The organism is Wolbachia endosymbiont (group B) of Athalia cordata, assembly GCF_947251845.1.
Classification (GTDB): domain Bacteria; phylum Pseudomonadota; class Alphaproteobacteria; order Rickettsiales; family Anaplasmataceae; genus Wolbachia.
On sequence record NZ_OX366383.1, the window covers coordinates 541,256 to 556,932 of the forward strand.

A 15,677-nucleotide genomic window follows, 5' to 3' on the forward strand; every position below is an offset into this window, starting at 1 on the left:
AATAATGAAAATAATAATTGTCATGATAATGTTATTGTATAGTAACTATACAATGGCAAGCGAACGAATAAGTTTAGTAGATAAAAAATTATCTCAAGGATATGTAGCTCCAATACTTACAGAAAATAGCGTTATTTTACCAGACAAGCACGGTACCTTATATTCCTTTGATATCGATAACCCAAGAGTTATAAATTGGAAATTATACCTCTCAAGTAGGAAAAAAATTGATAATATGAGTTTATCGGGCTACAAAGAAAATGTTTTCTTTGTAGTGGATAACATTCTACACACAATAGATGCGAAAACAGGGGAGATTCAATGGGAAAAAGAATTAAGAGCTCCGGCAAGAGGGAAAGCAATAGTAATAAACAATAAGTTGGTAGTATTGACTATTGATAACTATCTACATGTATTTGATATAAAAGATGGCAGCCCCATTTGGGCTTATCAAAATGGTATAAATGAGGTTCGAGGTTTATATTCCATCTCACCAGCAGTCTCTAATGATAAAATAATGGCACCATTTTCAAATGGCGAGTTAATAGCTTTTAATGAAGAAGGTAAAAAACTATGGAGCCAAAAATTAGCTACAAATCTTTTAGAAACACAGCTTACAGATGTAACTACTACACCTAGAGTACACGATAATATCTTAATAGCTACGAGCAACTCTTATATTTATAGCATTGACGTAAACTCAGGAAATATTTTATGGTCAAGGCCACTACAAGTAAAAAGTATATCAAACATTGAGTCATATTATAGCCCTCTTATTCCTGCAGAGAAACAAAAAGAAGGCGGAAGAATTTTCATGGTGACTAAAGATAATAAGGTAATTGGCATCGACATACAAAGTGGAAAAACAGTTTGGACATCTGATTTTATAGAGAATGTGCAATTGTTTGTTCCAATTATGTATGCCCATACGCTTTGGGTAACAAGTAATAAAGGTTCAATATTTGCTTTTCCTGGATCTGAAAGTACAGGAAGGGTAATTAAAATACCCGGTAATGTGTTTCATGCTCCAGTATTTACCCATGGTAAGATGTATATAACGACTGAAGGAAATGGTGTTTATTCTTTAGAAAATAGGTTTGTTTTTTATGACTGATTATGATTTGATTATTATAGGTGGTGGTCCAGGTGGTTACAAATGCGCTATCGCTGCTGCAAAACTTGGATTAAAAGTTGCTTGTATAGATAAAAACAGCATTTTTGGTGGCACGTGTTTACGAGTCGGATGCATACCTTCTAAAGCGTTACTCCATTCCTCTTATCAGTATGCTCACACGAAAAATAATCTATCAAAACTTGGCATAAAAGTTAAGGATGTAAGTCTCGATTTGAGAGAAATGATAGGCTATAAAGACGCTAGAGTTCAGGAACTTGGAAAAGGCATAGAATATCTGTTTAACCTTTACAAAATTACTAAGATCAATGGACTTGGAAAAATTACTTCTTTTGATCAAGGCAACCTTGAAGTTTCAGTTGAAGGTAAGGTGCTGAAGACAAAAAATATAGTAATTGCAACCGGTTCTGACGTTATTTCTTTGCCAGGAATTAATATCGATGAGAAAAATATTATTTCATCAACTGGTGCATTGTCTTTAACTGAAGTACCAAAAAAACTTGTCGTAATCGGAGCCGGGGCAATAGGGCTTGAAATGTCTTCTATATGGAGGAGGCTAGGGTCTGAAGTCACTGTAGTAGAATTTTTTGACAGAATCGCTGCAGCAATGGATGGAGAATTAAGTAAGTTTCTACTTTCTAGTCTACAAAAACAAGGAATAAAATTTTTACTTAGCACTAAAGTTGAGGGAATAAAACAAAGTAGTAACTCTTTGAGTGTGAAAGTTTGCTCTGTAAAAGATAATCAAACAAACTCTATAGAGGCGGATAAGGTATTGGTGGCAGCAGGACGCAAACCATGCTCTGAGGGTCTTGAAAAAATAGAAAAAGACAGTCGTGGCTTTATTAAAGTCAACAATAGTTATGAAACCAACGTAAAAGGAATATTTGCTATTGGTGATGTGATTGGTGGAGCAATGCTTGCTCACAAAGCTGAGGAAGAAGGGGTGGCAGTTGCAGAGATACTAGCAAGGCAATTGCCTCACGTTGATTATGAAATCATACCGTCAGTCATTTACACCCACCCTGCAGTTTCTTCAATCGGTAAAACTGAAGAAGAACTAAAAAGTGCTGGTCGAAAGTATAAAGTTGGTAAATGTCAATTTGCTGCAAACGGTAGAGCAAAAGTCACTGACGATGCTGAGGGATTCGTGAAAGTTCTGACTTGTAGCAAAGCAGATACAATACTCGGTGTACATATCATAGGAGCATACGCTGATACGCTAATCAATGAAGCAGCGGTTGCAATGGCATATGGTGCAGCAGCAGAGGATATATACAGAATTTGTCACTCTCATCCTGATATAAATGAAGCCTTTAGGGATGCGTGCATCGATGCTTTCTTTAAAAAGTAACTGTGGACCTCGGTTCAATCATTGAAAAATGGTATGATTGGCTAAAGTACAACAGGTCTTACTCACCAAACACTTTGGAGTCATACATGAGGGACCTCAAGGATCTTATAAGTTTCCTAAATACTCACATTGGGGAAGAAGTAAATGTTGGCTCTTTAGAAAAATTAAGCATACCTGAACTGAGAAGTTGGTTTACCTCTCGTTATGCAAGAGGTGTAAATGCGAGATCTAACACTCGCGCATTGTCAGTAATCAGAAATTTTTTCAAATATATAAAAAACAATTATGAAATAAATAATGAAGCGGTATTTTCTTTATCAAGGCCAATTCAGAGAAGAACTCTACCTAAAGCACTTTCAATATCTAACATAGAAACTCTATTGAAAGAAATGAAATTGCCTGATCTAGGCGAGCCTTGGGTGGTAAAAAGAGAAATTGCAATTGTCGTTCTGCTATATGGTACGGGCTTAAGAATCACTGAAGCACTGAATCTTAAGGTTAGTGATATTAGCAATGAAAGTTTAATAGTAACAGGTAAGGGAGATAAACAAAGGCAGGTATTTATTCTTCCAGTAGTAAAAAAGTGTATACAAAAATATATAAAAGCTTGTCCCCACTTTGACGAAGCGGGACATCTTTTTGTCGGGGTAAGAGGAAAAAAATTGGGAAGAACTTATGTTGCTAATCGTTTGCAAAAAATAAGAAGATTTTTAAACTTACCAGAAATTTTATCTCCACATGCATTTCGCCATAGTTTTGCTACTCATTTGCTTCAGGAAGATATTGACATAAGATCAATACAACAGCTGCTTGGCCACTCAAGCCTTGAAACTACTCAAGTTTACACTCACCTAAATTATCAAGATGTCTTCAATATGTATAAAAACTTTCAGAAGAGTTTGAATAAAAAATCGAAATCTTAACTTCGTCTTAAATCGATAGTATTGCCGAACTGAGTGCTTGCAACATCATTCAGTACTGTACTTGCTTTATATAAGCAATAGTGACCAGCAGAGAGAAAGCAAAACGTTTTGCAAAAGGTTGTGAATGAAAGAGAATAGACAGCAGAATTTAAATTAGAAGCTATGTAAAGAAACAAGTCAAGCAAATAGCAAAAGAGCTAGGCTCTGTGTACAAAATGTTAGCAGGTCAAATTAATTGAGGACGGGGATTTGCGACTAAAGTTCATGCACTTGTTGACGTACTGGGAAACCCATTCAAATTTATTTTGACCTCAGGCTAGAGGAACAAAATTACTCAGTTGACTAAAAATGTCTCTAGCTACACTATATGGCTTCTTTAAAATTTTGTTTACAGAGCCTAGAAAGAAAGCTGAGGAAAAGTAGAGGTTACCTTTACATATGAACTACATCTCAACCTGATATTGTCGTTCCTAATATGTTGGATTTCTTGCATAACTCGAATTCAAAAGTTGATGTCATTCCAGCGCGTGACACTGGAATCCAGATATTGGGTTCCAGCTGGGATGACACCTGTTTATGCAAGAAATCTATTGAAAATTGAGTTAAACTAAAAATTCAGTTTGACACACTTTTGTTAAACATTTTTGGGACGTTAAAATAAACAGATAAATAATTTTCTCTTAAGCTACTTCAACACTTTCATCATGGGTTAAAAGCAACTCCACAAGCTCTTGATTATCAGTTACATAATCCAATGCTGTCTTTCCCTCATTATTTTTAGCGTTAACGTGAGCACCTTGTTCTACAAAATATCTTACCACATCAACTTTTTCCCTGATAGCAGCCCAATGCAATGGAGTATCACCATATCCGTTTTTGATATTAATATCAATTCCTTTATCAATCAGGTACTTTATTGCATCTAGTTTTGCAAACCTGATAGCCTCATGTAACATAGTTTTGCCATTGCTGTACTTAGCACTAACATCAATACCCATACCTTTTTCTTTTATAAGGTATTCTGCTATATCAAAACTTTCACTTTCAACAGCCCAGTACAACACAGTCCAGCCATAATTATCTTTAATACCAACACTAGCACCCTTATTTACAAGATATTTTACCATGTCTAACTCTCCACTCTTAGCAGCCCAGTACAATGGCGTTTGGTAAAAACAGTCCCTAGCGTCAATATTAGCACCTTCATTGATCAGGTATTTTGCTATGTCCAATTCTCCATTCCCAGCAGCTAAATGCAATGGAGCAATATCACAACCATTTTTAGCATTAACGATACCACTAAGCTTATTTTGATGTTTTCTCTTTATATATGCTAATAAGTTTTTAATAGCTTTATAATCACCATTTTCAACAAGCAAATGTAAATTAGTATCTTTGTAAAAATCATCAATCAACTTACCATGTTTACTCGCATATCCCCAAATAAATGCAACATGAATTTTATTATCTTTTGCTACATCACCAATGTTCACCAAATTTAGAGCTTTCCTAAGAACTTCTTCCTCTCTACCTTTCTCTTGCAATTTTAATCTTGTTACTTCCTGTACTAACCTATGGACATTTAATACACTTTGGTTTTGTTCACCGCCCACCATGGAATATCTCACAAGTAAACGGATGGCTAGCTTTAACTGCTTTTTCTTATAATCACTTACCGAATTTAAGAATATTTCTCTAGCGATTTTATCAGGTGCAAAATAAGCCAAAACATCTAAAATCTCTGAAGCTAATGGTCCATATTGTTCATCACTTCTTACTTTATCCATCGTAACTTCCCAAGCTGTAAAAGTTGTTTTAGTATAGTTATTATCAATTCCTTGAAATATTTTAGACTTAAGCAACTTCTTAGCTTTCTTTTCATACTCTTTTAGGTAATCACTAATTTTAAACTTCTCTATTATTCTCTGATCTTCGATATATGATATTGCTTGTTGTATAGCTAAAGGAAAGCATTGCAACCTTCTTACCAAATTTTCTATCTCCCGATCTTGCGATTTATCTTTTTTTAGTATATTAAATCCTTTTTTAACAAACTCTATAGCGTCTCTTTGTTCCAATTCTCCTAGCTTTATAACGTCTATTCCCTTTTCCAGTTCCTGATCATGCGAGGTAATCAAAATATGAGGCTTGTTAAGATCAGGAGATAAAGAAAATGGCAAAAATTTACTTATCTTTTTGTACTCTTGAACGTTATCGAAAATGAACAGGCTCCTCCTTCTTGCGAAGAAAGCATATACTTCTCTAACAATAGTTTCTATCGTTTTGTCGTTTCCATACTTATCTTTAGGGGAAATACCTAATCTATTTCTAGCTAACCTTAAGAAAGAATCTTTCATAGCTTCAAAGTTTTCAGCGTCTATCCATATAACATTGTCGTCATAATATCTTCTATATTTACAAGCATATTTTCTAGCTAACTGGCTTTTTCCCATCCCCCCAGGACCACTAATAGACGTTATGTATGAAATTACAGCACCTTTGGGATTGCGTTGTAGCGAATCATGTAGCATTCCCAATTCCTCATCTCTTCCTGTAAATAGTCTGACTGGACCTCTTACATCAAACCATACCGCTCCTAAAATTTCCTCTCTTATTTTTTCAAAAAACTCATTTATTTCTTCATGTGATAGAAACTTTCCCTCTCTTGCTTTCATCCAATCCAGAACTTCTACCAGAAAGCGACCATAAACGTTCTTTTTATCGATATTATTAAATTCTTTGCCTAACTCATTCTCAATGATTTCCGCTAGTTTTATCTCGTTAGGTTGATTTACTGCAAATACTAATTTATCAAAAAATTCCCTTATATTCTCTTCTAACTTGCCTTCATTTGTCATTCGCTCAAACTCACGTTGCCATACCTGATTTCTTTCCAATTTTCTTTTTGAGTTTTGATCTGATTTACCTTGAAGTTCTTTTATCTCCTTTTCCAATTCTTCTATTGCTTCTTTTACAGCACTCTTAAATGTCGGTTGCACTATTGAAATCATGTTATCGTGAGTACAAGAGAACTTGTATCTCGTACCGCCGTATTTAAAAAAAATATCACTAGTGCTTATTACTTCAACTGCAATTTCTATTCCTTTGTTTGGTCCCGAAGTTTTTGCTTTCAACTTTTTTATTGTATTTTGTGTTGTACTTTGAGCTAGATCGAAACCGATATTAGTACAGATAGTAAAGTCCTTTAGGTCACCATCTGCAAAATCTGGATTAATTTTAATCTTTAGATCGGAAACAAAATATTTTGGAACGCTAAATTCACCACTTTTATTTTTTGAAAGCAATTTACCTACACCGATTTTTTCGCATTCATTTTGCTTGTGTTTGTTTTGTATAAACCTATGTACTATTTTTTCATTTTTCCTATCCTGAAAAACAATATCATCAAAACCCGTAGCTGATTCCATTTCTGTAGCTAAACGGAAAGAATATCCAACATCTACTGCACGTTTGAGAAGCAGCATTACCCACTTTAGTTGGTAGATATCACCATGAAGAGACCGCTTTCTTCCCCAAGCAGGATAAGTTTCAGGCATCCTCAACCTCACATAATTTTAAAAACAGTACCAACAAATGGTAAAAAAGTTATATGTCATGATATACAGATATCGTAACAAAGACCTTGGAATATCTACGAGATGTGCTGTTATGTAAATAAAAAAATGTGACTAATTACTTAATCTCTCACTCAAAATTGAATTCACCACATCAGGGCTGGCTTTTCCCTTAGTGGATTTCATAACTTCGCCAACAAAGAATCCGTATAATCTTGTTTTACCGCTTTTATATTCTTGAACTTTATCTTGGTTGCTATTGATGATTGTGTCGATAACTTCTGCTATTTGACCTCTATCGGTTATTTGTTTTAGGTCCTGCTCTTCTATGATGAGAGATGCCGGTTTGCCAGTTTCAAACATAATATCAAAAACTTGTTTGCCAAGTTTAGCAGAGATCGTTCCATCGACGATAAAGTCGAGGAGCTCGGATAAAGCATCTGCTTTAATTGGAGAGCTAACAATATCAATATTTGTTTTATTTAAACGACCGAAAAGCTCGACGGTTAACCAGGTAACTGCAATCTTTGAATCATGCTTTTTTGCTAATTTTTCAAAATAATCGGCAATTTCTTTATCAGAAGTGATAACGTCTGCATCATATTCATTGATACCTAATTCCTCTATGTATCGAAGTTTTTTTTGATCTGGCAACTCGGGTAAAGATGATTTAATAGAATCAATTTTGTCTTGGCTTATTTCAACAGGTAGCAAATCAGGTTCAGGGAAATATCTATAGTCACTTGAATCTTCTTTGCTTCTCATCACTTTTGTTTTTCCTAAAGTGACATCAAACAATAAGGTATCTTGACTTATTTCTCCTCCGCTTTCCAAAATTTTGATCTGCCTTTGTGCTTCATAATCTATAGCTTGTACAATATAACGTATTGAATTTAAGTTTTTTATTTCACAACGAGTGCCAAATGTGCTACTACCCTTTGGGCGAACAGAAACATTTGCATCACAGCGAAGTGACCCCTTTTCCATATCACCATCACATGAACCGATGTAACGCAAAATCTGCCTCAATTTTTTCATGAATTCTGCAGCTTCTGCAGATGAACGAAGATCTGGCTCTGAAACAATTTCCATTAAAGCAACACCTGCACGATTTAAATCTATGTAAGTTTTGCTTTCTTCATGAATACTCTTTCCTGCATCTTGCTCTAAGTGAATTCTTGCGATTCTTATTTCTTTTTCATTATTATTGATAAAAACTTTGCCATTTTTAACTATTGGCTCAAAGAACTGGGTTATTTGATAACCTTGTGGTAAATCGGGATAAAAATAATTTTTCCGGTCAAAGTAAGAGCATTTATTAATTTCTGCAGAAATTGCAAGTCCGGTGCATATTGCTTGCTCTATGCAGCTATAATTTAATACTGGTAGTGTACCTGGCATTGCTGCATCAACTAGAGAAACTTGAGTATTGTGCTCAGTGCCAAATTCCGTTAGTGAACTAGAAAATAGCTTTGTCTTAGAAGAAACCTGAGCGTGTACCTCAAGTCCAATTACTGTCTCCCAGTTTTCTTTTGTCATGTATTTTATTCAATTAATAACTTTATATTCTGCAAACTAGCACAAAAAGTCAAATAAAACTCATTTAACCTATGATCCAAGAGCGGTGTATATCAATAATATAAGAGTTACTACAGTTTCTATTGACTAGGCTGTTATATAATAAAGTTAAGTGCTGCCAAAAAATATCTATAGTAGGCCAAAACATAATTTTGATGGCAACTGATTAGCTAACAAATTTATAAACATCAGTATATAGTTCATCAATGACTGGCTCTTTACTATTTTTAGCAAAATCTTCTGACTTTTTTACTAAATCTCGTATTTCCTTATCAATAGCTTTGCATTCTTCATCAGAAGCGATTTTATTGTCTGTTATATACTGCTTTAAGGTGCTTATAGGATCATGATTTTGCTTCATATCTTCAACTTCTTCTTTCGAGCGATAAGTAGCAGGATCTGACATCGAATGGCCACGATATCTATATGTCTTCATTTCAAGCAAGAGAGGTCCTTTTCCCCCACGTACGTGCTCAGCTATTTCACTTGTTACCTCATAGACAGAGAAAAAATCCATTCCATCAACTTGTTTCCCAGGAATACCAAAACTCTCTCCTCTTTTATATAGTTCAGTTACTAAAGTTGATCTTTGCACAGAAGTTCCCATTGCGTATTCGTTATTTTCTATGATATAAACCACAGGTAACTTCCACAAAGATGCCATATTAAATGATTCATATACTTGTCCTTGATTTGCAGCACCGTCACCAAAATATGTGAATACAACGTTATCTTTTTTCTTGTATTTATTAGCAAATGCTATTCCTGTACCAATTGGGACTTGTGCACCTACTATTCCATGTCCACCAAAGAAATTTTTTTCAACATCAAATATGTGCATGGAGCCACCTTTGCCTTTTGAACACCCTGTTTCTTTGCCGGTTAGTTCTGCCATCACAACATTCGGATCAGAATTACATGCAAGCATTAAGCCATGGTCTCTATAGCTTGTGATAAAAGCATCACCAGATTTTGATGCAGCTTGAGTCCCAACTGCAACTGCTTCTTGCCCTATTGATAAGTGACAGAATCCGCCTATTAATCCCATTCCGTATAATTGTCCTGCTTTTTCCTCAAATCTGCGTATGAGAAGCATTTTTCTGTAGAATCCAATCACCTGTTCTTTAGTGAAATTTTCTGCTTTCATATTGACTTTCTTTTATTAAATTGAGATCATACCAGAAATTTTTAACATTTTATAATACTATCTATATGGACTACTATCACTGGCTTGAAGCTTTTCACGTTATCTCTGTAATTATGTGGGTGGCAGGCATGCTCTATTTGCCAAGGCTTTATGTTTACCATGCATCTGTAAAACCAGGGTCAGAAAATGACAGCTTACTTCAAATAATGGAGAAGAGACTCCTTAGATATATCATAAACCCTGCAATGCTTTTCTCCCTTAGTTTTGGAATTATGCTAATGATTATTAGGGAAGCATATCGCGAAGGGTGGTTTCATATAAAAGCGCTAGCATTATTCTTAATGTTTGCTATTCATGGCCTACTTGCAAAGCATAGGAAAAATTTTGCAGTGGGCTTGAATAAGAAAACTCACGTTTATTTTCGTGTTTTAAACGAAGCAGTAACAGTGTTAATAATAATTATAGTTATTATGGTTATTGTAAAACCTTTTTGATTTTCTAGCCTAATGCTGAACCATTGAATGGAGTATAAGAATTGTTACTAAATAGTTTATTCTGATGTTCCATAGTCTAAGTAGAGTACTTAAGATATAGATTCTTTGTTTTTGTGTGTTATCCTGATTAACAAGAATTCGCAGTAGTATTATAATGAGTAAGTTAAAAAAGCTTAGTGCTGGACTTTCTTTGACAGGCCTGATTGGTAGTGATGATATAGATATGCAAAGGGCAGGAAATAGAAAGAAGAAATATCAATTTTTGGATAAGACGTTCGCATGGATTGATGCGATGATAAATTTTATTTTTAAACGTGAGAGTAATAACGTAAATGAAGTCCTAAAAGTCACATGGGGACCACTATTTTTTGGTTTAGTGGTGATATTCATCTTTTTTGGAATAGGTGGTATTTGGTCAGCTATAGCTCCAATTGACGGAGCAGTGCATGCAAGTGGAGAAGTTATTGTCTCTTCAAATAGAAAAATAGTGCAACACTTGGGTGGGGGAATAATAAGCAAAATTTTAGTAAAAGAAGGTCAAACAGTTAAAAAAGATGAGCCTTTAGTTTTATTAAGTGATGTTAACGAAAAGGCAAATTTGAGTATAATTAAAGAAAAACTCTTATCATTTTTGGCAACTGAAGCAAGACTTATTGCAATTAGGGGAGACTTAGATACGCTAGAATTTTCTGATGAGGTTAAAAGATTATCTAACGATGAACTTGTAAATAAAGCGATAAAGAATCAGGTAAAGTTGTTCAACTCTCAGAGAAAGAGTATATTAGGAAAAACTGACATACTGCAACAACGTATAAAGCAGTTAAATGATGAATTAGCAGGGCTAAATTTTCAACTAAATGCAGCCCATAAGCAATATGACTTGATAACTGAGGAGTTAGAAACAAAAAGACAATTACTTGATAGTGGCCATATAAGCAAACCACACATTTTAGCTTTAGAAAAACAGTTTGCTGAAATTGAGGGTAGAGTTGGACATTACCGTTCTGCAATATCTCAAGTACAGCAAAAGATTGGAGAAAATGAGTTAGAGATTATAAATGTGAAGAATGATGCTCAAGAAAGAGCAAATGCTGAGCTTAAGGAAGTTAATACATCTATTGCAGACTTAAAAGAGAGGCTGATGGTTGCTGAAGATTCGTTAGCACGTACAATAATTAAATCACCTCAAGATGGTATAGTTACAGATATAAGATACCACACTGAAGGTGGTGTTATACAATCTGGAGTTCCAATCATGAGTATAGTACCATCAGATGATGATCTAATAATAGATGCTAAAGTTCTAACCAGAAACATAGAAGAGATACTGTCAGCAAAAAAGAAAGATAGCAATATAGTCTCTATCGACGGACTAGAAGGGCTGAAAGTTAAAGTAAGGCTGAGCGCTTATAGTGCACGTCGCTTAAGTTTAATTAACGGTATAGTAAACCATATTTCCCCTGATGCTCTTGATGATCCAAGGATGGGGCGTTATTATTCAGTGCGAGTGGTGATACCAAAATCAGAACTTGCTCAATTTAAAAACGTATACCTATATCCTGGTATGCCAGCAGAAGTATATATAGTTACTCAATCCCGCACTCTTTTATCGTTCTTGTTTACACCTATAATTGCAACATTCGATAGATCTTTCATAGAGAGATAATTTATTTTGCTTTTCTAAAAAATTTGTTTACAGAGTTTGATATGCAAAAAAATTTACACACAAGTAGTGTATTATTTTATAATTATTTTCTATAATATGTAAATCTTTGATTTAAGATGCAAATGCTAACGTAAACATTAAAGGTTAATTAGTAAACTCAGCTGTATAATAGAATTAAAGGAATTAGTAAGATTTTTACCTCAATGAATTATAAATAGGCAAACTTACCTAAAGTTTAATAGTGTCTGTTACTGCTTTTAGGTGTGAGGCTAGAGGGTTATTAGCAATAACAGACACTATTAAACTTATTATAGAACTTCCTTAAAGTAAATACTTAACTTAAAATATTATAATATTTTAACTTAAAATAGATTCATGTAAATGCTTTTTCCTCAAGTTAGTATCGTATTAGTATATTTATTAAATGCTAAAAAAACATTAATCATCATTTACTTTTGATTCAATATTTAGCAAAACACTTGTGTGCATTCTATAATCTCTGTTTGCATAGTAAGTGTATATATATTATTATACAGTTAGTTTTACAGCAAAAAATATGGTGAAGTTATTTGCATTATTGATAATGTTTTACTCAAACATATCAATTGCTTCTGCTCCTACTTCTTGGCAATTTGGATTTCCTGCGCCTGCAACTGAGATAATGGAGGTTGTAGTTAAGTCACATTCGTTTGTGATGAGTGTAATGATTGCAATTATGCTTTTTGTATGGGCCCTGCTTGCTTATGTAGTATTTCGCTTTCGTAAGGGCAAAGTGAAAAATGTCAGTAAAATAACTCATAATATCTTTGTAGAAATTATCTGGTTTGTTATACCAACGATTATTGTTGGGGTATTGGCTTTTAAAAATGCTGAATTAATTAAACTACAGGAGAAAGTGCCAAAAGCTGACATAACACTAAAAGTTATTGGTCATCAATGGTATTGGAGTTACCAGTACCCAGAATATCAAGGTATTTCATTTGACAGCTATATAAAAGGAAAAGAAGACTTTACCGAAAGAGATTTAAAACTATTCTCTGTTGATAATAACGTTATTTTACCTATCAATACTAATATTCGTTTACAAGTGACAGCAGGAGATGTAATACATAGCTGGGGAATACCGGCTTTTGGTATAAAAATTGATGCAATACCAGGTAGGCTGAATGAAGCATGGTTTAACGTTACAAAGCCCGGTATTTATTATGGGCAATGTTATGAACTATGTGGTCAAGGTCATGGATTTATGCCAATTGTTGTTGAAGCAGTGAGTAAAGAAGATTTTAATAAGTGGATTGAAGATAAAAAATTAGTAAGTTAAGTTTGGAGTATAGATATGAGTGATGTACCAAAAGGTATAAGACGTTGGCTGTTTTCTACTAATCACAAAGATATAGGGACACTATACATTATTTTTTCCATATTAGCTGGAATTATTGGTGGATTATTATCGGTAATTATTCGTACTCAGCTAATGCACATTAATATACTGAACAATAATTACCAGCTATATAACGTAATGATTACAGGGCATGCGGTAATAATGGTGTTTTTTATGATAATGCCAGCCTTAATGGGAGGATTTGGTAATTGGTTCGTACCTCTAATGATTGGTTCACCAGATATGGCATTTCCTCGTATGAATAATTTAAGTTTTTGGTTATTAGTATCATCTTTTATTCTGCTCATTCTCTCGGTGTTTGCTGGCGAAGGTCCTGGGACAGGATGGACTTTATACCCACCTCTATCGCAAATCATGTCTCACCCAAGTGCAGGAGTTGATCTTGCTATACTTGCACTTCATGTTGCTGGTATGTCATCAATTGTTGGGGCGATCAACTTTATAGTCACTATATTCAATATGCGTGCAAAAGGTATGTCACTCACTAAAATGCCACTATTTGTTTGGTCTGTTTTACTAACGTCATTTATGTTAATTGTTGCCTTACCGGTACTTGCTGGTGCTATAACTATGCTGCTAACTGATCGCAATATTGGTACTTCCTTTTTTGATCCTGCTGGTGGCGGTGATCCTGTGTTATTTCAACACCTGTTTTGGTTTTTTGGTCATCCAGAAGTTTACATAATTATTTTTCCTGCATTTGGCATCATAAGTCAAGTCGTATCAACTTTTTCCCATAGGCCAGTATTTGGCTATAAAGGGATGGTTTATGCTATGATAGGTATAGCAGCATTTGGTTTTATGGTTTGGGCTCATCATATGTTTACTGTTGGGCTTAGCGAAGATGCTGCTGTGTTTTTTAGCACTACAACAATTTTTATTGGTGTTATAACTGGTGTAAAAGTTTTTAGCTGGATTGCAACTATGTGGGGTGGGGCAATTGAATTTAAAACCCCTATGCTATTTGCGCTAGGTTTTATTTTTATGTTTGTTGGTGGGGGTATAACCGGAATAATTCTTTCTCACGGTGGAATAGATAAACTTTTACACGATACCTATTATGTCGTTGCTCACTTTCACTATGTCATGTCGCTTGCTGCATTATTTGGAGCCTTCGCTGGTTTTTATTATTGGATAGGCAAAATGTCAGGTAAGCAATATAACGAGTGTTTAGGAAAGGTACACTTTTGGCTCACTTTTATTAGCACCAATGTTACTTTCTTACCTCAGCATTTCCTGGGATTAGCCGGCATGCCAAGGCGTATACCTGATTATCCCGACGCGTTTATCCCTTGGAATTATATATCCTCAATTGGCTCATATATGTCCTTTCTTTCAGTTATGTTTTTTGTATTTATAGTTATACATCTCTTTAAGTGGGGCAAAAAAACTGGAGATAATCCTTGGGAAGGTGACACTTTAGAATGGACGGTATCTTCACCACCGCCTTTTCATACTTTTGAAAAACCACCAGTGATAAAATAGAATGTACACAAGTGTTTTGCTAAATGTTGAATCAACAATACTGGATTTTTGGCATTTGCTGAAGCCAAGGATAATGTACCTTGTAGTGTTTACTGCAATTGCTGGAATGGTTGCTGCACCAGGTAGCATTCATCCTTTCCTTGCACTAATATCTCTTATGTGCATTGCTCTTGGTTCAGGATCTGCAGGTGCAATAAATATGTGGTATGACAGAGATATAGACTTGCTTATGGAGAGAACAAAAAACCGCCCTATACCTTCAGGTAGAGTTTCTGCAGAAAGCGCGCTTGAATTTGGCATAACTCTTGGAATATTGTCAGTATTTATCATGGCAATAGCAGTGAACTATGTTTCTGCTGCTTTGCTTGCAATTAGCATATTATTTTATGTTTTTGTGTATACAATTTGGCTCAAAAGGCGTACTCCGCAGAATATTGTTATTGGTGGTGCAGCAGGTGCTTTTCCTCCAATGATTGGCTGGGCGGTTGTAACTGACTCTGTAAGCTGGGAAAGTTGTATTCTATTTTTAATAATTTTTATGTGGACTCCACCACATTTTTGGGCTCTATCTTTAAATAGATCTGAAGATTATACAAAAGCATCGATTCCAATGTTCAATATCGTTTATGGTCCAGAAAAAACGAGGAAATATATATTAATCTATAGCGTGTTACTCGTATTAACTAGCTTACTTCCAGCACTATTTTTGAAAAAGGCTCTATTTTACCTCAGTATGGCAATTATTGAAGGGTGTGTTTTTATTTGGTTTGCTGCATCCGTTATAAGGCTTAAGAGTCATAGCTCGCAGAAAAAAATGTTTTCTTATTCGATTTCTTATCTATTTTCTCTGTTTGCCAGCGTTATTTACTGCTCTATTGATTTGTTTTAACCATGAAAGAACATAAAAACTATCTTTTACTT

11 protein-coding genes are annotated in these 15,677 nt (G+C 34.7%); 8 read left to right on the top strand and 3 right to left on the bottom strand.

Translation table 11 applies throughout. The features are described 5' to 3' along the window. The first annotated feature begins 4 nt into the window (after nt 1-4). From OPR30_RS02570 to OPR30_RS02580, 3 genes are read left to right on the top strand one after another with little or no spacing between them, the layout of a single operon-like run. Nucleotides 5-1,114 (top strand): outer membrane protein assembly factor BamB family protein, encoded by a 1,110-nt coding sequence (locus tag OPR30_RS02570; protein WP_265031049.1) that lies wholly within the window; start codon nt 5-7, stop codon nt 1,112-1,114. Then, the gene (lpdA, locus tag OPR30_RS02575; RefSeq protein WP_265031050.1) at nt 1,107-2,486 is read left to right on the top strand and encodes a dihydrolipoyl dehydrogenase; all 1,380 of its coding nucleotides are present in this window, start codon (nt 1,107-1,109) and stop codon (nt 2,484-2,486) included. The genes OPR30_RS02570 and lpdA overlap by 8 nt, the downstream gene beginning before the upstream one ends. A 2-nt stretch (nt 2,487-2,488) precedes the next feature. Then, nucleotides 2,489-3,409: a tyrosine-type recombinase/integrase gene (locus OPR30_RS02580; RefSeq protein WP_010401376.1), complete on the top strand. Its 921-nt coding sequence runs from the start codon at nt 2,489-2,491 to the stop codon at nt 3,407-3,409. A gap of 680 nt (nt 3,410-4,089) precedes the next feature. On the opposite strand, the gene OPR30_RS02585 is transcribed toward OPR30_RS02580, so the two are convergent. The 3 genes from OPR30_RS02585 to pdhA form a co-directional block, all read right to left on the bottom strand. After that, nucleotides 4,090-6,966: an ankyrin repeat domain-containing protein gene (locus OPR30_RS02585; protein WP_265031051.1), complete on the bottom strand. Its 2,877-nt coding sequence runs from the start codon at nt 6,964-6,966 to the stop codon at nt 4,090-4,092. 132 nt (nt 6,967-7,098) lie between these two features. Then, complete coding sequence (gatB, locus tag OPR30_RS02590; RefSeq protein ID WP_265031052.1) at nt 7,099-8,523, bottom strand: Asp-tRNA(Asn)/Glu-tRNA(Gln) amidotransferase subunit GatB; 1,425 nt, start codon at nt 8,521-8,523, stop codon at nt 7,099-7,101. A 205-nt stretch (nt 8,524-8,728) separates the two neighbouring features. Further along, nucleotides 8,729-9,709, bottom strand: coding sequence for a pyruvate dehydrogenase (acetyl-transferring) E1 component subunit alpha (gene pdhA, locus OPR30_RS02595; RefSeq protein WP_265014583.1), 981 nt, complete (start codon nt 9,707-9,709; stop codon nt 8,729-8,731). A 65-nt stretch (nt 9,710-9,774) separates the two neighbouring features. Between pdhA and hemJ the strand changes: the two genes are divergently transcribed. The 5 genes from hemJ (at nt 9,775) to OPR30_RS02620 (ending at nt 15,645) form a co-directional block, all read left to right on the top strand. After that, complete coding sequence (gene hemJ / locus OPR30_RS02600; RefSeq protein ID WP_264374712.1) at nt 9,775-10,203, top strand: protoporphyrinogen oxidase HemJ; 429 nt, start codon at nt 9,775-9,777, stop codon at nt 10,201-10,203. A 154-nt stretch (nt 10,204-10,357) separates the two neighbouring features. Then, nucleotides 10,358-11,869, top strand: a complete 1,512-nt coding sequence (locus OPR30_RS02605; protein ID WP_264374713.1) for an HlyD family type I secretion periplasmic adaptor subunit — start codon at nt 10,358-10,360, stop codon at nt 11,867-11,869. Between the two features lie 556 nt (nt 11,870-12,425). After that, nucleotides 12,426-13,190 carry a cytochrome c oxidase subunit II gene (coxB, locus tag OPR30_RS02610; protein ID WP_264374714.1) on the top strand — a complete coding sequence of 255 codons (765 nt, stop codon included), beginning with the start codon at nt 12,426-12,428 and terminating at the stop codon, nt 13,188-13,190. 15 nt (nt 13,191-13,205) lie between these two features. Continuing rightward, nucleotides 13,206-14,756 (top strand): cytochrome c oxidase subunit I, encoded by a 1,551-nt coding sequence (gene ctaD, locus OPR30_RS02615; protein ID WP_265031053.1) that lies wholly within the window; start codon nt 13,206-13,208, stop codon nt 14,754-14,756. Nucleotide 14,757: 1 nt separating this feature from the next. Next, the gene (locus OPR30_RS02620) at nt 14,758-15,645 is read left to right on the top strand and encodes a heme o synthase (RefSeq protein ID WP_010401351.1); all 888 of its coding nucleotides are present in this window, start codon (nt 14,758-14,760) and stop codon (nt 15,643-15,645) included. The last annotated feature ends 32 nt before the right edge of the window (nt 15,646-15,677 follow it).

Coding starts and splice junctions, on each gene's coding strand:
- OPR30_RS02570 (WP_265031049.1), top strand. CDS start 5: ATGAAAATAATAATTGTCATGATAATGTTATTGTATAGTAACTATACA.
- lpdA (WP_265031050.1), top strand. CDS start 1,107: ATGACTGATTATGATTTGATTATTATAGGTGGTGGTCCAGGTGGTTAC.
- OPR30_RS02585 (WP_265031051.1), bottom strand. CDS start 6,966: ATGCCTGAAACTTATCCTGCTTGGGGAAGAAAGCGGTCTCTTCATGGT.
- gatB (WP_265031052.1), bottom strand. CDS start 8,523: ATGACAAAAGAAAACTGGGAGACAGTAATTGGACTTGAGGTACACGCT.
- pdhA (WP_265014583.1), bottom strand. CDS start 9,709: ATGAAAGCAGAAAATTTCACTAAAGAACAGGTGATTGGATTCTACAGA.
- hemJ (WP_264374712.1), top strand. CDS start 9,775: ATGGACTACTATCACTGGCTTGAAGCTTTTCACGTTATCTCTGTAATT.
- OPR30_RS02605 (WP_264374713.1), top strand. CDS start 10,358: ATGAGTAAGTTAAAAAAGCTTAGTGCTGGACTTTCTTTGACAGGCCTG.
- coxB (WP_264374714.1), top strand. CDS start 12,426: ATGGTGAAGTTATTTGCATTATTGATAATGTTTTACTCAAACATATCA.
- ctaD (WP_265031053.1), top strand. CDS start 13,206: ATGAGTGATGTACCAAAAGGTATAAGACGTTGGCTGTTTTCTACTAAT.
- OPR30_RS02620 (WP_010401351.1), top strand. CDS start 14,758: ATGTACACAAGTGTTTTGCTAAATGTTGAATCAACAATACTGGATTTT.